The organism is Erythrobacter litoralis, from assembly GCF_001719165.1.
In the GTDB taxonomy this organism is placed as follows: Bacteria; Pseudomonadota; Alphaproteobacteria; order Sphingomonadales; family Sphingomonadaceae; genus Erythrobacter; species Erythrobacter litoralis.
Genome location: NZ_CP017057.1, coordinates 1,692,644 through 1,709,010, shown reverse-complemented (window position 1 = coordinate 1,709,010; position 16,367 = coordinate 1,692,644). Strand labels below are relative to the sequence as shown.

Here is a 16,367-nt window from a genome sequence, read left to right as displayed (position 1 = left end):
CCGATCAGGCCGCGCGGAATTTCGGCACGCCCTGATCGCTGTCGATCTCGGGAATGATCCGATAACGCGCGAGGATAAGGCTGAAGAGGCCGAACAGGATCAGCCCGGCCGCCGTCAGCGTGAACAGCCAGCCCGTCCCCGCGAGCGAAGCGACCGCCTCGCCAAGGGTCTTTACCTGCGAAGGACCGCTGGACAGGAAACCGGCCTGCACCAGCGACCACCCGATCACGACATAGACGACGCTGCGCGCGGCAAAGCCCGCCCCGCCGAGCCAGCGCGTCGAATCGGGCGCACGCGCAGAGATACGGTGCATGAACTTGCCAGAGATCGCCTTGTCGGCCTGGTTCACCGCGGCAAGGAAGAAGGCAACGCCCAGCAGGCCGAGCACCACTCCGCCAAATTCGACCGAGAGCACGCCGGCGGCTGCCCCGCTTGCGCCGCTCCCGCCTGATGGGGAACCGGTCGCGACCTTGTAGCCGGTCCAGGCCAGCGCCAGGTGCGCGATCCCGCTTCCCGCATGGCCAAGCCGCTTGCCCCAGCCCTTTTTGTCCGACCCGTTGTTCTCGATGTCGAACAGCGGCGACGCGAAGCGGAACAGGGCGTAGGCCGTCAGCCCCACGACCAGCACCCACAGCAGTGCGGTGCCGGCGGGAAATTCCTCGACTGCCTTGAAGATGCCGTCGGAGCCCTGACTGATGGCGCCCGCGCTGGTGAGCGCGAGCAGACCGAGCACGAAATAAAGCACCGCACGGGAGAAATACCCCACCCGCACGAGCCAATTGAACTTTTCCGATTTGTCTACCATGACCGCTTGTCTCCCGATGATCGTTGTCGGGAAACCAACGGGGGCTTTGTCGCTATCGTTCCGACAAATGCGCCGGGCAGAGCTGTCCTACACGTTGAACTTGAAGAGCATGACGTCGCCGTCCTGCACGAGATATTCCTTGCCCTCCTGCCGGAGCTTGCCCGCATCGCGCGCGGCCGCTTCTCCGCCCAGGGTGACATAATCCTCGTAGGCGATGGTCTCGGCGCGGATGAAACCTTTTTCGAAATCGGTGTGGATCTCGCCCGCCGCCTGCGGGGCCTTTGCGCCCTGGGGGAAAGTCCAGGCGCGCGCTTCCTTCGGTCCGGCGGTGAAGAAGGTCTTGAGACCGAGCAGGGTATATCCGGCACGGATCACGCGGGCGAGCCCGCTTTCCTCGAGGCCGAGACTTTCTAGGTATTCCGCGCGGTCCTCTGCCGGCATGGCGACCAGTTCGGCCTCGATCGCGGCCGAAACGACGGCCGCCTGCGCGCCTTCGGCCTTTGCCCTGGCGAAGACCGCTTCGGACAGCGCGTTGCCGGTTGCGGCCTCGTCTTCGGCGACGTTGCAGACATATAGCACGGGCTTTGCGGTGAGCAGCTGTGCCTGGCGAAAGAGGCGCGCTTCCTCCTCGTCCTTCGGCTCGGTCAGGCGGGCGGGCTTGCCCTCGCGCAGCAGTTCGAGCGCCTGGCCGAGCACGCTGGCGGTGATCTTCGCTTCCTTGTCCCCGCCGGTCGCGCGCTTTGCGGCTGCGGGCACGCGCTTTTCGAGGCTTTCAAGATCAGCCAGCATGAGTTCGGTCTCGACCACCTCGGCATCGGCGATCGGATCGACCTTGTTGGCGACATGCTGGATGTCGTCATCCTCGAAGCATCGCAGCACATGGACGATCGCGTCGACTTCCCGGATATTGCCGAGGAACTGGTTGCCGAGCCCTTCGCCCTTGCTCGCACCCTTCACGAGACCGGCGATGTCGACAAAGGCGAGCTGGGTGGGCACCACCTTCGCGCTTTTCGCGATGGCGGCAATCCTGTCGAGCCGTTCGTCGGGGACTGCGACCTGGCCGACATTGGGTTCGATCGTGCAGAACGGATAATTCGCGGCCTGCGCGGCCTGCGTCTCGGTCAATGCATTGAAAAGGGTGGACTTGCCCACATTGGGGAGGCCCACGATGCCGCAGCGGAAACCCATTTGTCACTCCGTGAAAAGATGGCGGGGCGATAGAGAGGTCACGGGGCAAAGGCTAGGCCCGAGTTCACACCCCTTTCAGCTGCCGGGCGAGTTCGTCCATGTCGGCATCGGGCGTGATGATGCGCCATTGGCCCGGCGTGCGGCTGTCGACCAGCACCACGCCGTTCTTCGGACAGATATCCAGGCAGGGAACCTCGACCAGGCCGAGCGAGGCCTTGCGCCCCTTCTTTGCCCCGAGCGCCGACTTGAGCGCCTTCTTGAATGTCTCGTCCTTCTTGCCGAAGGTCAGTCCGCGTTTCTTCGCTTTCTTGCCGCACTTCGCGCAGACGAGGATCGCGTGGCTCCAGTTAGATCGGATTTCGGTTTTCATACTGCCCCACCAACGCATGGGGGCGGGACGAGTTGCAAATCCGGATCAATCCTGCTGGCGCAGAGCGACATCGCTCATGAAACGGGCATCTTCGCCCTCCGCGAGCCAATGCGCCTCGCTACCCATCGCGCCGAGCATGGTGGCAAGGTCATCCTGTTCGGCCTTGGCGTAGTTTCCGAGGACATGACCGGTCACCCGGTCCTTGTGTCCGGGATGGCCGATTCCGATCCGCACGCGGCGGAAATCGGGGCCGAGATGGCGGTCGATCGACCTCAGCCCGTTGTGCCCCGCGGTCCCGCCGCCGCGCTTTACCTTGACCTTGAAGGGGGCGAGGTCGAGCTCGTCATGGAACACGGTCAGGGCGTCGGGGGTGAGCTTGTAGAAGCGCATCGCCTCGCCAACGCTGCGCCCGCTTTCGTTCATGAAGGTGGCGGGCTTGAGCAGCAGCACCTTCTCGGAGCCGATCCGCCCTTCCTGCACCCAGCCGGTGAATTTCTTCTGGATGGGCGAGAAACCGTGCATGTCGGCGATGACGTCCAGCGCCATGAAGCCGATATTGTGCCGGTGAAGCGCATATTGCGGTCCGGGATTTCCGAGGCCAACCCAAATCTGCATGGGGAGCGGCTCTAGAGCGCCGGTCCGAAAGTTCAAGCGCTTGGTCGACAGCCGCTCGCCGACCCGATCGATACGGCGCAGGGGCGGAATCCCTGCATGGAGACCTCAAAGATGCCGCTATTTCGTCCTGTTGCTCCTCTACTTGTGCTGACCGTTCTCGCCGCCTGCGCGACCACGGAGCCGGGCTGGACCGGCGAAGGCGCGGTGCCTTTCGACACGGCGCTCGCCCAATGTCAGGACGATGTGGCGAACATACCCGTCCAAGCGACGCGCGAGGCGAAGCTTGCCGAATGCATGGCTGCAAAAGGCTGGACGCGCGAATAGGCCCAGACACGAAAACGCCGGGGCGGTTTCCCGTCCCGGCGTTCCCTGGTGATCTTTGGTGCTGAGAGGGAAGCGCAGCTTACTCGCTGTCTTCTTCGCCCTCTTCCTGGTCGTCGCCGCCCTGTTCGGTCGCTTCGACCTCATCGGCAGCCACTTCGTCCTCGCCTTCGGCAGCAGCCGCGCCTTCGCTCTTCTTGAGCGCCGAGGGGGCAACCAGCGTCGCGATGGTGAAATCGCGGTCGGTGATCGCGCTTTCGCTGCCCGCGGGCAGGGAGATTTCGCTGATGTGGATCGAATCGCCGACCTCGCGGCCCGTCACGTCGATCTCGATCTCGCTCGGGATGCGGTCCGCTTCGCAGACGAGTTCCAGTTCGTGGCGCACGACGTTGAGCACGCCGCCCTTCTTGAGACCGGGCGCCTGCTCTTCGTTGATGAAGACCACGGGGACCTGGACCTCGACCTTCGAATCCTTCGACAGGCGCAGGAAGTCGGCATGGATCGGGCGATCGGTGACCGGGTTGAGAGCGACGTCCTTGGGAAGGGTGCGGACACTCTTTCCGCCGAGTTCGATCGTCACGATCGAGTTCATGAAGTGACCTGTGCCAAGCTGCTTGACCAGTTCCTTCTCCTCGACGTGGATCGGGGTGGGTTCTTCCTTGCCGCCATAGATGACTGCGGGAATCCGACCTTCGCGGCGAAGTGCTCGGGAGGCTCCCTTGCCAGCCCGTTCGCGCGCCTCGGCCGGCAGTGTAAGAGCGTCGCTCATGATATCTGCCTTTCGAATGCGTGATAAAGATTATGTCAGCGGCGCCGCGCCTCCAGGGATGACCATGGCGCCGAAGGGCGGGCCGTTACAGCGCTCCTGCACGCTTGGCAAGGCGTTTCGCGCCTCAGCGAAGCCGCCTGACCCGGTAACCTTCGGCCTCGATCAGGCCGACAAGGCCCTCGGGCCCGACCACATGGGCAGCGCCCACGGCGACCAGCGGACGCGCGCCGCTTTCGAGTTCGGTGACCACGGGACCGAGCCACGCGCGGTTACGTTCGGCCAGCAGGGCCTCGCGCAGACCCGGATCGGCAAGGATCCCGCTGGTTGCCGCCTCGACCAGCGCCGCCTCGTCGCCGGCGAGCCATGCCCGGCGGAGCGCCGCGGGGTCTGCGCCGATCTCCGCTGTCCCTGCGACGACCTCCCGCAACAGGTCGCGCTGATCCGCCTCGGTGAGCCTGTCGAAGATCGCGAGCTGCGCCCGCGCGCCTTCGAGCTCGCGCACATCGCGGCCCGCGAAATCGGCGATCACAGCGCGGTCGACGCCATTGGCCGCGCTGCCATCGGCCTGCACCCGGGCAAGCATCAGCGCCGCCGCCCAGGTTTCTATCCGGGTCGTGTCGCGTTCGGAAATGCCCGCTTCGTCCATCAGGGTCGAAAGCTCGCTGCGCAGGCCCGGCACGATCCGCTGCGACAGCGGCGGGAGGTCGGGTGTGGCCGCAAGCTCCCCGAAGGTTTCGGCGATGCCGGCGCGGTCCTCGAGATCGGCGATTTCGACCATCAGCATGCCCGCCTCTTCGATCGCCCGCTCGATCGCCGGGGTGCGCCAGCGCGTGCCGTCGGGCAGGACGTGGATCGTCCCGAAGAGCCAGCCGCGCACCGCGCCATCCGGCCCCGCGATCTCGTAAATCAGCGGCGTGGCGGACGCGTCAGGCCCGGTCTCTTGATCTCCGCCCGAGCAGGCGGCGAGCAAGAACGCTTGCGCCGCAGCGACCAGCGCCAGTGCGAAGACCCGCAGGCGCGTCGGCGCACTGCGGGTCCCCTTTCTTTCTGCGATGCCTTGGATCACTGGACCCGGGCAGTCTCGATGCCTTTCTCGGCGAGATAGTCCTGCACGCTGTTCGCGCCCGCAAGGTGGCCAGCGCCGACCGCGATGAACACGGTGCCCGGCTCGGCGAGCCGTGCCTCGATCCAATCGGCCCAATTGGCATTGCGCTGGTAGAGCAGCGCCTCGGCGAGGGCGGGATCGTCCATGTCTTCGTTCATGATTTCGGCGAGCGCGTCGGCATCGCCCTCGACCCATTCGGCGACCATCGCATCGAGCGTGGCCTTGACCTCGTCGATGCCCTCCGCCGCCGACATCATGAACGCGATCTGCTGGTCGATCGGCAGGCCATCGAAGATGCCGAGCTGGAATTCCGCCGTTTCCAGCGCATCCTGCGGCTTGTCCCCGGCCTTGGAAAGGACGATCTTCTCGACCCCGCTATCGGGCGAATAGCCCTGCTGCATCAGCGGGACCATAGTCAGCGACAGGCCGACCATCCACGGCTTGAGCTGGTCGAAGGCCTGCGCCGGAACACCGATCTTGCCGAGCGCAGCCTCGTAGCTTGTGGTCTGCTCCTCATCGAGCAGCGAACGCAGCGTTGTACCGGCGGGCAGCATGCCCTTCGACATGGCGAGCTGCTGCATCGCCGCCTCGCTGCCGGGATCCATCTTGATCTCGGTGACGATCGTGTCGGCTTGCGCCAGCGCTCCGGCGATTTCGGGATCGTACCACTTCACTTCCTTCGGAAGGGCATGGACCGTTCCGAACAGGTAGATCGTCGTGTCCTCGTCAGAAACGCTCCACAGCGCCGGACCTTCGGGGCCTGCGGGCAGGTCGGCTGCGGGAGGTGCTGCGTCCTCGGCGATGGCGGGTGCGCCGGCAAACAGGGCGAAGGCTGCGGCGGAAGCGGAAAGCAGGGACTTGAGTTTCATCGGTGTCGGTTCCTTTCGATTGTCGGATCTAGAGTACAAAGGTGACGCTGTCTTGAACGAAGGGCGCCCTTGGTCAGCGAACGAAGCAGGCGATGGGATAGGAAACCATCATCGCGACGAAGGCGATGGCGAACACGCCGAAGGCATGCGGGGCCGGCACGAAGCCCCCGGCATAGAGCACGGCCCACACCGGAAAGCCGGTGATGACCGCGATGCAGCCGCCGGTGAAGGCGATGAGATTGTATTCGCGCTTCATCTCGTCGACCTGGGTGAAGCCGTAGAGAGGCAGCACGGTAAATCCGGCGACGAGCGCAAGGGCGAGGATCACGGCGATGGCGGGATCGAGCGAGAGCGCTTCCCACTCGCCGGTGAAAAGGCTCCCGTCGCCCTTGTCGAAAAAGCCGGTGACGAAGCCGATCCCTCCGCCCAGCAGGGCGGCGATGGCGACGTAGACGATCTGGCGGCGTTGGCGCTGGCGGGTGCGCACTTCGCCGGGGCCGATGGGTTTGGTCATTGCTGTTCTCCGTCGTCGAAGATGTCCTCGATCCGCATCTCGAACAGGCGCGCGATGCGAAAGGCGAGGGGGAGGGAGGGGTCATGCTTGCCGGTCTCGATCGCATTCACCGCCTGGCGCGACACGTCGAGCCGTCCGGCAAGCTCGGCCTGGCTCCAGTCGCGTTCGGCGCGCAGGACCTTGAGGCGGTTCTTCATCAGTAACCCCTCAGGCGCTTGAGATTGAATGCCAGCGCGAAACAGGCGAGCGCGACGATCGAAGCGGCAGCGGCGGGCATGTCTTGCGCCGCCTCATCGCCGCGAATGCCGTCGATCACGCCTTCGATGAACGGCGCGAAAAGCAGCCAGCCGATCGCGCCCAGAAACCCAGCGCTCGCGCCCGCGCTCCAGAGGGAGGCGACCCATTCATCGCTCCGCCTTGTCGCGAACATGAAGATGAGAGCGATCATCGCGCCGAGCGCGGCGACCATCGCGATCGCCCGCGGGACGAGATCGAACCCGGCTGCGATCACGACCAGCGTCGCTATCGTCACGACATGGCCCATCGCAAGGTGAAGGCGTGTCTTCCTGTCGGCTCCGGACATGGTTCGGGTCTCCTTGGGATGCGCCTAGAAACCAAGCGCGGAGGTGGTCTTGGCAAGCATGTTGCCGATCGCAAAGCCGCTGAGGCCCAGCATCACACAGGCCTGCCAGCGCTTCATACGGATCGTTTCGTTCAATCTGGTCACAAGGGTTTTCCTTTCCCGGTCGTGGCAAGGGCCGCCCCGCCGCCGACGCGAGCCGGGGAGCTCGCAAAGAGCGGGGCGGCAAGGCGCATCAGCCACCCGGAGTGTCGGTCGCAGATGTGGCGGTCACCTCGGCAAGACGCACGCGGTCCGCATTGGCTTCGGCGATGGCAAGGCGGACCTGCCCCTCTGCCCGGGCGAGCGCGGCCCTGCGGCATTCGCGCTCCAGCCGGAGCGAGGCGAAATCCCGCCCTCCCGTGGCGCAGAGCCGGTGCACGCGGGTGTCGATCCGCGCCTCGAGCAGGGCGACCCCGCGCGGCGTGGTGAGGTCGAGATCGTCGTGCCCGACGGTCTCGCTGAAGACGGCCGGATCGTTCGGCGCGGCGCCGACATTGGCGGGCGCAAGGGCGAGTAGGGATGCGGACAGTGCGGCGGCGTAGTTGACATAGTTCATTCGCATGGCGGTTTCTCCTGGGGAGGAAAGTTGGAAAAATGTGTAGCAGCAACCTTCCATTATGTCAGGTTGTGCTGACTATATGTCGCGATTCACTGACTATGTCAAGATATCCTGACTTTTCGTCAGGCGAGGCTTACCAATTCCGTCCCGGATCGGGTCGCCCGCCGTGCTTCGCCCATGGCCTGCTGCGCTGCGGCATTGACGCTTTGCGGGGCTTGAGCCATGGGCGAGCGCCATGAGCCACGCGCCGCAGACAACCGCGAAAACCGGCCGCGACCCGACCCGGTCTTTCCAGGACATGATCCTCACGCTGCACGATTACTGGGCGGCGCACGGATGCGTGATCCTGCAGCCTTATGACATGCGCATGGGGGCGGGGACGTTTCACACCGCGACCACCCTGCGCGCGCTCGGCCCGGAAAGCTGGCACGCCGCCTTCGTCCAGCCCTGCCGCCGCCCGACCGACGGGCGCTATGGCGAAAACCCCAACCGGCTTCAGCATTACTACCAGTATCAGGTCATCCTGAAGCCATCGCCGCCCGACATCCAGGAGCTCTATCTCGGCAGTCTCGAGGCGATCGGCATCAATCCGATCGCGCACGACATCCGCTTCGTCGAGGATGACTGGGAAAGCCCGACGCTGGGCGCATGGGGGCTGGGCTGGGAGGTCTGGTGCGACGGGATGGAAGTCACCCAGTTCACCTATTTCCAGCAGATGGGCGGGTTCGACTGCAAGCCGGTTTCGGGCGAACTCACCTACGGGCTCGAACGGCTCGCCATGTACATCCAGGGCGTCGACAACGTCTACGATCTCGCCTTCAATTCGGGAGGCGTGTCCTATGGCGACGTGTTCCTCGAAAACGAGCGCCAGATGTCGAAATGGAATTTCGAAGTCGCCGACACGGACGGCCTGTTCGCGCTCTTTGCCAAGGCCGAGGCGGAATGCCGCAACGCATTGGCCGAAAACGTCCCCATCGCCGCCTATGAGCAGGCGATTGAGGCGAGCCACATCTTCAACCTGTTGCAGGCGCGCGGCGTCATCAGCGTGCAGGAACGCGCAAGCTACATGGGCCGGGTGCGCGATCTGGCGCGCTCGTCCTGCGAGGAATATGCGAAAGCGATGGCCCCGAGCTGGGCCGAGAGCCATCCGGAATGGAGCCTGTAATGGCCGATTTCCTGCTCGAACTGCGCTCCGAGGAAATTCCCGCCCGCATGCAGGCGGGCGCGCGCGGCGAACTCGAAAAGCTGTTCCGCCGCGAGATGGAAGCTGCCGGGATCGAAACGGGCGAGGTCACCGTCTGGTCGACCCCGCGCCGCCTCGCGCTCATCGCGCGCGGTCTTCCCGAACAGACGCAGGCCGTGCGCGAGGAGGCGAAGGGCCCTCCCGTCGGCGCGCCGGATCAGGCGGTGGAAGGCTTCTGCCGCAAGAACGGCGTCACCCGCGAGAGCCTCGAGGAACGCGAGGTCAAGGGCCGCGCGACGTATTTTGCCGTTATCGAGCGGCCGGGTCAGGCGGTCCTCGACCTTCTTGCCGCCGCTATCCCTGCGATCATCCGCGATTTTTCCTGGCCCAAATCGATGCGCTGGGGCGATGCCTCGATCAGTTCCGAAAGCACGCGCTGGGTGCGTCCGCTGTCGGGCATTGTCGCGCTGCTGGACGGCGAAGTCGTGCCCTGCGTGATGGAGGGGCTGGCGAGCGGGCGCGAGACGATGGGACACCGTTTCCATTCATCCGGCCCGGTCACGATCGACAGCGCCGAGGATTACGCCGCGAAATTGCGCGAAGCCTTCGTCATCGTCGATCACGAAGAGCGCGCCGGGATCATTCGCGAAGGCGCGCGCAAGGCGGCGAAGGCAGCAGGCCTCGTTCTGGTCGAGGACGAGGGGCTGGTGGTCGAGAATGCCGGCCTTACCGAATGGCCCGCCCCGCTGCTCGGCCGGTTCGACGAGGCGTTTCTTGAGGTGCCGCCCGAGGTCATCCAGCTTTCGGCGCGGGTAAACCAGAAATATTTCGTGTGCGAAGACAAGGCTGGCAAGCTCGCCAATGCCTTCGTGTGCACCGCCAATATCGACGCGCTCGAACCGGCGGTGGTGGTCGACGGCAACCGCAAGGTCCTCGCCGCCCGCCTCGCCGATGCGCGGTTTTTCTGGGAGGTCGACCAGAAGAAGACGCTCGAAGAGCACGCCAAGGGGCTGGAGCGGATCACCTTCCACGAAAAGCTCGGCACTCTCGCCGACAAGGTCGAGCGCGTGGCGAAGCTCGCGCGCTGGCTGTGCGAGGAAGGCATCGTTGATGGCGATCCCGACATGGCCGAAAAGGCTGCGCGGTTGTGCAAGGCTGATCTCGTTACCGAAATGGTCGGCGAATTCCCCGAATTGCAGGGGCTTATGGGTGGCTATTACGCCCGCGCCGAAGGTCTGCCGGACGCGGTCGCCGACGCGATCCGCGATCATTACAAGCCGGTCGGTCAGGGGGACGATGTGCCGACCGCTCCGGTGACGGTGGCGGTAAGTCTGGCGGACAAGCTGGATACGCTTCGCAGCTTCTTCGCCATCGATGAGAAGCCGACCGGTTCCAAGGATCCTTTCGCGCTGCGCCGCGCAGCGCTTGGCATCATTCGCCTCATAACCGAGAGCGGCCTGCGCATGGGCGTCGCCGAGGGCGACCTCCTCGAATTCTTCGCCGACCGCCTCAAGGTCCAGCAGCGCGAAGCCGGTGTCCGCCACGACCTGATCGACGCGGTCTTTGCGCTGGGCGGCGAAGACGATCTCGTCCGCCTGCTCGCCCGTGTCCATGCGCTCCAATCCTTCGTCGAGACCGAGAACGGCGCGAACCTGCTCGCTGGCTACAAGCGCGCGGCCAATATCCTCAAGAAGGAGGAATGGGACGCCGCCCCGCCGCACGCGGGTGAACCGGTCGCCGAGACGAGCGAGGAGGACCCGCTCGCGCTCGCCGGGAAGCCCGAATTCGACGAAGCCTTTGGCCGCGGTGCGGGGAGCCGGGTCGATGCGCTGTCCCATGAACCCGAACCGGCCGAACGCGCTCTGATCGAGGCGCTCGATGCGGCCGCTCCGCAGGCGGCGAAGGCGGTCGAGGAAGAACGTTTCGAGGATGCGATGAAGGCGCTCGCCAGCTTGCGCGCGCCGATCGACGCCTTTTTCGACGAGGTCACGGTCAACGACGACAATCCGGATAAGCGTTCAAGCCGCCTCGACCTTCTCGCCCGGTTCACCCGCGCGGTCGGTCAGGTCGCCGATTTCAGCCGGATAGAAAGCTGAAATGGCGCGTTTGGTGCAAGACGGGATCAGAATGCCAGCAATGGCAGGGCCAGCAACGGCAGGACCAGCAAGGGCAGGGCGCGAGCCAACCTTGCACGGCATGCATGTTCACAGGGGAAACCATCGATGACGACCGCCACCGCGACGCAGACCGGCACCGATACCGAATTGCGCACCGTCTACCGTTTCGGCGGGGACGCCCCGCATGACGATCCGCGCCAGCGCGACAAGGTGGTGACCGGCGGCAAGGGCGCAAACCTTGCGGAAATGGCGTCGATCGGCCTGCCCGTTCCGCCGGGCTTCACCATCACGACCGAGGAATGCGTGCGCTACCTGCAGGCGGGCGAAGCGTTCCGCGACGAATTGCGCGCCGAAGTCGCCGAGGCGCTCGCCCATGTCGAGCGCGCGGTCGGGAAGAAGTTCGGCGATGCGGCCGATCCCCTGCTCGTCTCGGTGCGTTCGGGCGCCCGGGTTTCGATGCCGGGGATGATGGACACCGTGCTCAATCTCGGCCTCAACGACGAGACGGTCGAGGGGCTGGCGAAGGTGAGCGAGGACGAACGCTTTGCCTGGGACAGCTATCGCCGTTTCATCCAGATGTATTCCGACGTGGTGCTCGGCCTCGACCATGGCCTGTTCGAGGAAGCGCTCGAGATCGCGAAGGAAGACCAGGGTTATTACAACGACACCGAGATGAGCGCGGATGACTGGCGCTCGCTGGTGAGGGAATACAAGCGGATCGTGCGCGAGGAACAGGACGAACCGTTCCCGCAGGACGTGAACGATCAGCTCTGGGGCGCAATCGCGGCGGTGTTCGGGAGCTGGGATTCGGAACGGGCCAAGGTCTATCGCCGCCTCAACGACATTCCGGCCGACTGGGGCACGGCGGTCAACGTGCAGGCGATGGTGTTCGGCAACATGGGCGATACCAGCGCCACCGGCGTCGCCTTCACCCGCGACCCTTCGACCGGCGATCGCAGCTATTACGGCGAATACCTCATCAACGCGCAAGGGGAGGACGTGGTCGCGGGGATCCGCACGCCGCAATACCTCACCAGGGCCGCGCGCGAGGCAGCGGGGGCAAAGCCGCTTTCGATGGAAGAGGCGCTGCCTCAGGCTTACGAGGAGCTGGCGCGGGTCTTCGACCTGCTCGAAAGCCATTACAGGGACATGCAGGACATCGAGTTCACCGTCGAACGCGGCAAGCTGTGGATGCTCCAGACCCGCACCGGCAAGCGGACGGCCAAGGCGGCGCTCAAGATGGCGACCGACATGGTGGACGAAGGCCTGATCGACCGCGCCGAGGCGGTGCGGCGGATCGACCCGATGGCATTGGACCAGCTGCTCCACCCCACGCTCGATCCCGATGCGGAACGCGACGTGATGACGACGGGCCTGCCCGCCTCGCCGGGCGCGGCGGCGGGCAAGATCGTGCTCGATGCCGACACCGCCGAACAATGGGCCAACCGGGGCGACAAGGTGATCCTCGTGCGGGTCGAGACCAGCCCGGAGGACATTCACGGGATGCATGCCGCGCAGGGCATCCTTACCGCACGCGGCGGGATGACGAGCCATGCGGCAGTGGTCGCGCGCGGCATGGGACGACCCTGTGTCTCGGGTGCGAGCGGGATTTCGATCGACCGGACCGAGCGCACGCTCAGGATCGGCTCGCAGGAGCTGAAGGAAGGCGACACGATCACTCTCGACGGCGCCAACGGCCAGGTCATGCTGGGCGAGGTGCCGACGGTCGAGCCGGAACTGGCGGGCGATTTCGCGACGCTGATGGAATGGGCCGACGAACTCAGGCGGATGCGCGTGCGCACCAATGCCGAAACCCCCGAGGACTGCCGCATGGCGCGCCAGTTCGGGGCCGAGGGCATCGGCCTGTGCCGGACCGAGCACATGTTCTTCGATGCAGGCCGCATCAAGGCAGTGCGCCAGATGATCCTCGCCGAGGACGAGGCCGGACGCCGCAAGGCGCTGGACCAGCTTCTGCCCGAACAGCGCGCCGATTTCACCGCGATCTTCGAGGTCATGGCGGGCCTTCCCTGCACGATCCGCCTGCTCGACCCGCCGCTGCACGAATTCCTGCCCACCCGCGACGAGGATTTCGCCGATCTTTCGGACGCGACCGGGCTCGGCGTCGACCATCTCAGGCGGCGCGCGAACGAACTGCACGAATTCAACCCGATGCTCGGCCATCGCGGCTGCCGGCTCGGCATCACCTATCCAGAAATCTACGAAATGCAGGCGCGCGCGATCTTCGAGGCGGCCTGCGCGGTCGAGGCGGAAAGCGGCGATGCGCCGCTGCCGGAAATCATGATCCCGCTGGTCGCGACGAAGAAGGAACTCTCCCTGCTCCGCGCGCTCGTCGACAGGGTGGCGGAGGAAGTGTTCGGCGAAAAGGGCACGCGCATCGCCTATCTCGTGGGCACGATGATCGAGCTGCCGCGCGCCGCGCTCCTCGCGGGGGAGATCGCCGAAGAAGGCGAATTCTTCAGCTTCGGCACGAACGACCTTACCCAGACGACTCTCGGCCTGTCGCGCGACGATGCCGGGCGCTTCCTCGGCACCTATGTCGACAAGGGGATTTTCCCGCGCGACCCCTTCGTCAGCCTTGACGTTGACGGGGTCGGCCAGCTCGTCGAACTCGCCGCGACCCGCGGGCGGGCAACGCGCCCCGAGATCAAGCTCGGCATTTGCGGAGAGCATGGCGGAGACCCGGCCAGCATCGGTTTCTGCGAGAATGTCGGGCTCGATTACGTCAGCGCCTCGCCCTATCGCGTGCCGATCGCGCGGCTTGCCGCGGCGCAGGCGGCGCTTGCCGTTTCGAAATAGGTCCTACGTCCCCGCGAGCGACCGCCGCCCGGTAAGGGTGACGATCTCGATCCGCTCGGGGACCTTTCCGCCTTCGTCCGCGCGGTCCAGAAACGCAGCGCGTGCGCGCCCCAGCGCCGCCTTGCCGATCGGTGAGCCTGCATCGGCGAGCGCATTGCCGAGCGCCTGGTCGCGCAGGTCCGAAACCAGCACGTCGAGCGCGGAATAGCGGATCGTCAGCGTCTGCGTGTCCACCACCGGGTCCTTCCAGCCCGCGCGCTGGAGCAGTCCGGGCGCGGCGCGATGATCGACCAGCGGATGCATCCGCGCTGCCGGCCGGTCCGGTTCGGCAGCGAGCATCGCGGCGCGCAGCGAAGGCAGGCTCTGCCCGCCAACGAAGCTCGCGATGACGAGCCCGCCCGGCTCCAGTGCATTGCGCAGATGGATGAGCGCGCCGGGCAGATCGTTCACGGCATCAAGCTGGCCCAGCACCGCGATGAAATCGAACCCGCTCGCCGGAAAGGGCGATTCGGGATCGATGGCATTGCCGTCCTCGACGTGCCCGCCGCCGCGCGCGAGATAATCGCCGAGCGGGCTTGGACACGGCCCGATCACCAGTGTCCGCTTCGGCTCATGACGGACGAAGGCAAGCCGCTCCGCCATCTCCTCGGCCATGTCCTCCCACACGAAACGCGCCGCCTCGTCACGGCGCTGGCGGGCGAGGGCGCGTGCAAGGCGAAGGGCGCGGCGCCGGGGGCTGAAGATGCGGGGAACCTGCGAAGTCATGCGCTGCCTCCTGCCGCGCTTGCCTCTTCGCCGCAAGCCGTGCGAAGACGGGCGTTCAGGGGAGGGTCGCGTATGGGGAAGAGGTCGCTTCTTGCCGCGGGGCTGAGGCCGCTTGTCGATCTCGTCTATCCGCCGCGCTGTCCGCTATGCGGGGGGGCGGTGGTCGAACAGGGCGGGCTGTGCGCCGAATGCTATGGTGAACTCGAAATCCCCGGCGATCCCGCATGCTCGCTGTGCCAGCGCCCCTTGGGCAGCGCGAACGCCGTCAAGAACGAGACCTGTTTCGGCTGCCGGGCCGATCCGCCGCGCCATTCCGGGATCTTTGCCGCAACGCTCTATAACGACGCTTCGCGCAGGCTGCTCCTGTCGTTCAAGCACGGCGGGCGGATCGCGCTCGCCGGGCTGATGGCGCGGCTGATCGGCGTGCGCCTGCCAGAAAGCGAAGCGGGGGAGGGCGCGCTGCTGGTCCCGGTCCCCCTCCATCGCTGGCGGATCTGGCAGCGCGGCTACAACCAGTCGGCCCTGCTCGCTCGTGAATTGTCGCGGCAGGGTAGGGGGGAATTGCTGGTCGATGCCCTGATGCGGCGCAGGGCGACGCGCAGTCTCGGCGGGCTGGGGCGCGAGGAACGCGAATCGATGCTGGCGGGGGCGATCGCGGTCAGCCCGTCGCGCGCGCGTCGGATCAGGGGGCGAAACGTGATCCTCGTCGACGACGTTCTCACCAGCGGGGCGACAAGCAATGCCTGCGTCGATGCGCTGCTTGATGCCGGGGCGAAGGACGTGGCGGTCGCCTGTTTCGCCCGCGTGGTCGACGGGCGCGGGATGGGCGGCGCAAAGGCAAGGGCGGAAGAAGCGTCCTGAAAAGGACGGGAATGACCCGGAAGGCGCGCCGCAAGATGCGTTCGCCACAAAACACTTCGCCACAAAACACAACGCCCGAGGCCATTACAGCCCCGGGCGCCACGTGACGAAATGATGCGGACCCGCTCCTTTCGGAGCTATCGGCGGCCACCCCCTAACTTGGCCGCCGGGATCCTATCCCTCATCGTTCAACCGGAAGCGCCGACACCCCGCTGTCGGCTGCTGCCCGGTCACCCCCTGAACCTGGCGGCCTGATTCCGTAGTTAGGTCGCCGGTGTTCGGTGGTGGGCCGTTTCCGACCCATGCGCGTGTTTTTCCATCCCCACTCGCAATCGTGAAGGTGAAAACGAAAACTGGCCGATTTTCGTGATCATCTGTTGTCATCGTGCAACAAGGGAGGCTTGAGGCGTGCGCGCGATGGGGTAATGGCGGGCGGGAAAGGAGAGACGGCGTGGACCGAGGCGAAATTTCAAACGATGAGCGCGAGCGCGGATCACGCTTTGCCCCCGTGTTCGATGCGGCGGGCCTGCTTCCCGTGGTGGTGGTCGATGCCGGTTCGGGCGAGGTTCTGGTTCTTGCCTGGATGAACGAGGAGGCGCTTCGCCTGACGCGGCAGAACGGGCGGGTGACCTTCTGGTCCCGTTCGCGCGGCAAGCTTTGGACGAAGGGGGAGACCTCGGGAAACTTCCTCAAGGTCGAGGAAATGCTGGTCGATTGCGACCAGGACACGCTCGTCATCCGTGCATGGCCCGAAGGTGCGACCTGCCACACCGGAGCGCGCAGCTGCTTCTACCGGCGGCTCGATCCGCTTGCCGACGATGCGGAGGCGCTGTCGCCGCTCTCTCGTTAGGGTCAAGACTTGACGCTGACGTAAAGGGAAGGTAGAT

18 protein-coding genes are annotated in these 16,367 nt (G+C 65.7%); 6 read left to right on the top strand and 12 right to left on the bottom strand.

Going from position 1 to position 16,367, the window contains the following annotated elements:
• Positions 1 to 4: 4 nt before the first annotated feature.
• From Ga0102493_RS08115 to pth, 4 genes are all read right to left on the bottom strand, one after another.
• Entirely contained in the window at positions 5 to 805 is an 801-nt protein-coding gene (locus tag Ga0102493_RS08115; RefSeq protein WP_069297486.1) for a DUF1206 domain-containing protein, read from the bottom strand.
• An 87-nt stretch (positions 806 to 892) separates the two neighbouring features.
• Positions 893 to 1,993, bottom strand: coding sequence for a redox-regulated ATPase YchF (gene ychF / locus Ga0102493_RS08110; RefSeq protein ID WP_034901383.1), 1,101 nt, complete (start codon positions 1,991 to 1,993; stop codon positions 893 to 895).
• A 64-nt stretch (positions 1,994 to 2,057) separates the two neighbouring features.
• The gene (locus Ga0102493_RS08105; RefSeq protein WP_051697623.1) at positions 2,058 to 2,363 is read right to left on the bottom strand and encodes a hypothetical protein; all 306 of its coding nucleotides are present in this window, start codon (positions 2,361 to 2,363) and stop codon (positions 2,058 to 2,060) included.
• A 45-nt stretch (positions 2,364 to 2,408) separates the two neighbouring features.
• Entirely contained in the window at positions 2,409 to 2,978 is a 570-nt protein-coding gene (pth, locus tag Ga0102493_RS08100) for an aminoacyl-tRNA hydrolase (RefSeq protein WP_034901388.1), read from the bottom strand.
• Positions 2,979 to 3,089: 111 nt separating this feature from the next.
• Here pth and Ga0102493_RS08095 point away from each other — a divergent pair, with 111 nt between their 5' ends.
• Positions 3,090 to 3,302, top strand: a complete 213-nt coding sequence (locus tag Ga0102493_RS08095; RefSeq protein WP_150132443.1) for a hypothetical protein — start codon at positions 3,090 to 3,092, stop codon at positions 3,300 to 3,302.
• Positions 3,303 to 3,381: 79 nt separating this feature from the next.
• Here Ga0102493_RS08095 and Ga0102493_RS08090 read toward each other — a convergent pair whose 3' ends face one another.
• The 7 genes from Ga0102493_RS08090 to Ga0102493_RS08060 all read right to left on the bottom strand — a co-directional run bounded on the left by Ga0102493_RS08090 (position 3,382) and on the right by Ga0102493_RS08060 (position 7,734).
• Entirely contained in the window at positions 3,382 to 4,068 is a 687-nt protein-coding gene (locus Ga0102493_RS08090) for a 50S ribosomal protein L25/general stress protein Ctc (protein ID WP_034901393.1), read from the bottom strand.
• 124 nt (positions 4,069 to 4,192) lie between these two features.
• Complete coding sequence (locus Ga0102493_RS08085; RefSeq protein ID WP_051697625.1) at positions 4,193 to 5,134, bottom strand: TraB/GumN family protein; 942 nt, start codon at positions 5,132 to 5,134, stop codon at positions 4,193 to 4,195.
• Positions 5,131 to 6,042 carry a TraB/GumN family protein gene (locus Ga0102493_RS08080; RefSeq protein WP_034901397.1) on the bottom strand — a complete coding sequence of 304 codons (912 nt, stop codon included), beginning with the start codon at positions 6,040 to 6,042 and terminating at the stop codon, positions 5,131 to 5,133. The genes Ga0102493_RS08085 and Ga0102493_RS08080 overlap by 4 nt, the downstream gene beginning before the upstream one ends.
• A gap of 73 nt (positions 6,043 to 6,115) precedes the next feature.
• Positions 6,116 to 6,556, bottom strand: coding sequence for a hypothetical protein (locus Ga0102493_RS08075; protein WP_034901399.1), 441 nt, complete (start codon positions 6,554 to 6,556; stop codon positions 6,116 to 6,118).
• Positions 6,553 to 6,753 (bottom strand): helix-turn-helix transcriptional regulator, encoded by a 201-nt coding sequence (locus tag Ga0102493_RS08070; protein ID WP_034901401.1) that lies wholly within the window; start codon positions 6,751 to 6,753, stop codon positions 6,553 to 6,555. Before Ga0102493_RS08070 ends, Ga0102493_RS08075 begins: the two co-directional genes overlap by 4 nt.
• Positions 6,753 to 7,139 (bottom strand): hypothetical protein, encoded by a 387-nt coding sequence (locus Ga0102493_RS08065; RefSeq protein ID WP_069297485.1) that lies wholly within the window; start codon positions 7,137 to 7,139, stop codon positions 6,753 to 6,755. Before Ga0102493_RS08065 ends, Ga0102493_RS08070 begins: the two co-directional genes overlap by 1 nt.
• Positions 7,140 to 7,371: 232 nt before the next feature.
• A complete protein-coding gene (locus tag Ga0102493_RS08060; protein WP_034901406.1) occupies positions 7,372 to 7,734 on the bottom strand; it encodes a UrcA family protein in 363 nt (120 codons plus the stop codon).
• A 301-nt stretch (positions 7,735 to 8,035) separates the two neighbouring features.
• Between Ga0102493_RS08060 and Ga0102493_RS08055 the strand changes: the two genes are divergently transcribed.
• The 3 genes from Ga0102493_RS08055 to ppdK all read left to right on the top strand — a co-directional run bounded on the left by Ga0102493_RS08055 (position 8,036) and on the right by ppdK (position 13,854).
• Entirely contained in the window at positions 8,036 to 8,902 is an 867-nt protein-coding gene (locus Ga0102493_RS08055) for a glycine--tRNA ligase subunit alpha (RefSeq protein WP_034901889.1), read from the top strand.
• The gene (glyS, locus tag Ga0102493_RS08050; RefSeq protein ID WP_034901408.1) at positions 8,902 to 11,016 is read left to right on the top strand and encodes a glycine--tRNA ligase subunit beta; all 2,115 of its coding nucleotides are present in this window, start codon (positions 8,902 to 8,904) and stop codon (positions 11,014 to 11,016) included. The genes Ga0102493_RS08055 and glyS overlap by 1 nt, the downstream gene beginning before the upstream one ends.
• Before the next feature lie 126 nt (positions 11,017 to 11,142).
• Entirely contained in the window at positions 11,143 to 13,854 is a 2,712-nt protein-coding gene (gene ppdK, locus Ga0102493_RS08045) for a pyruvate, phosphate dikinase (protein WP_051697629.1), read from the top strand.
• Positions 13,855 to 13,857: 3 nt separating this feature from the next.
• Here ppdK and Ga0102493_RS08040 read toward each other — a convergent pair whose 3' ends face one another.
• Positions 13,858 to 14,619, bottom strand: a complete 762-nt coding sequence (locus Ga0102493_RS08040; protein ID WP_034901412.1) for a class I SAM-dependent methyltransferase — start codon at positions 14,617 to 14,619, stop codon at positions 13,858 to 13,860.
• Between the two features lie 72 nt (positions 14,620 to 14,691).
• On the opposite strand from Ga0102493_RS08040, the gene Ga0102493_RS08035 reads away from it, so the two are divergent.
• Both Ga0102493_RS08035 and hisI read left to right on the top strand, forming a co-directional pair.
• Entirely contained in the window at positions 14,692 to 15,480 is a 789-nt protein-coding gene (locus Ga0102493_RS08035) for a ComF family protein (RefSeq protein WP_051697632.1), read from the top strand.
• Between the two features lie 451 nt (positions 15,481 to 15,931).
• Positions 15,932 to 16,330 carry a phosphoribosyl-AMP cyclohydrolase gene (hisI, locus tag Ga0102493_RS08030; RefSeq protein ID WP_236922187.1) on the top strand — a complete coding sequence of 133 codons (399 nt, stop codon included), beginning with the start codon at positions 15,932 to 15,934 and terminating at the stop codon, positions 16,328 to 16,330.
• The last annotated feature ends 37 nt before the right edge of the window (positions 16,331 to 16,367 follow it).

Bases quoted from the DNA above. Each gene is read 5' to 3' on its own strand.
- Ga0102493_RS08090 (WP_034901393.1), bottom strand. From the start codon at position 4,068: ATGAGCGACGCTCTTACACTGCCGGCCGAGGCGCGCGAACGGGCTGGC.
- Ga0102493_RS08070 (WP_034901401.1), bottom strand. From the start codon at position 6,753: ATGAAGAACCGCCTCAAGGTCCTGCGCGCCGAACGCGACTGGAGCCAG.
- Ga0102493_RS08035 (WP_051697632.1), top strand. From the start codon at position 14,692: ATGGGGAAGAGGTCGCTTCTTGCCGCGGGGCTGAGGCCGCTTGTCGAT.
- pth (WP_034901388.1), bottom strand. From the start codon at position 2,978: ATGCAGATTTGGGTTGGCCTCGGAAATCCCGGACCGCAATATGCGCTT.
- Ga0102493_RS08095 (WP_150132443.1), top strand. From the start codon at position 3,090: ATGCCGCTATTTCGTCCTGTTGCTCCTCTACTTGTGCTGACCGTTCTC.
- ychF (WP_034901383.1), bottom strand. From the start codon at position 1,993: ATGGGTTTCCGCTGCGGCATCGTGGGCCTCCCCAATGTGGGCAAGTCC.
- Ga0102493_RS08105 (WP_051697623.1), bottom strand. From the start codon at position 2,363: ATGAAAACCGAAATCCGATCTAACTGGAGCCACGCGATCCTCGTCTGC.
- ppdK (WP_051697629.1), top strand. From the start codon at position 11,143: ATGACGACCGCCACCGCGACGCAGACCGGCACCGATACCGAATTGCGC.
- Ga0102493_RS08055 (WP_034901889.1), top strand. From the start codon at position 8,036: ATGATCCTCACGCTGCACGATTACTGGGCGGCGCACGGATGCGTGATC.
- Ga0102493_RS08040 (WP_034901412.1), bottom strand. From the start codon at position 14,619: ATGACTTCGCAGGTTCCCCGCATCTTCAGCCCCCGGCGCCGCGCCCTT.
- Ga0102493_RS08060 (WP_034901406.1), bottom strand. From the start codon at position 7,734: ATGAACTATGTCAACTACGCCGCCGCACTGTCCGCATCCCTACTCGCC.
- Ga0102493_RS08075 (WP_034901399.1), bottom strand. From the start codon at position 6,556: ATGACCAAACCCATCGGCCCCGGCGAAGTGCGCACCCGCCAGCGCCAA.
- Ga0102493_RS08115 (WP_069297486.1), bottom strand. From the start codon at position 805: ATGGTAGACAAATCGGAAAAGTTCAATTGGCTCGTGCGGGTGGGGTAT.
- Ga0102493_RS08065 (WP_069297485.1), bottom strand. From the start codon at position 7,139: ATGTCCGGAGCCGACAGGAAGACACGCCTTCACCTTGCGATGGGCCAT.
- Ga0102493_RS08080 (WP_034901397.1), bottom strand. From the start codon at position 6,042: ATGAAACTCAAGTCCCTGCTTTCCGCTTCCGCCGCAGCCTTCGCCCTG.
- glyS (WP_034901408.1), top strand. From the start codon at position 8,902: ATGGCCGATTTCCTGCTCGAACTGCGCTCCGAGGAAATTCCCGCCCGC.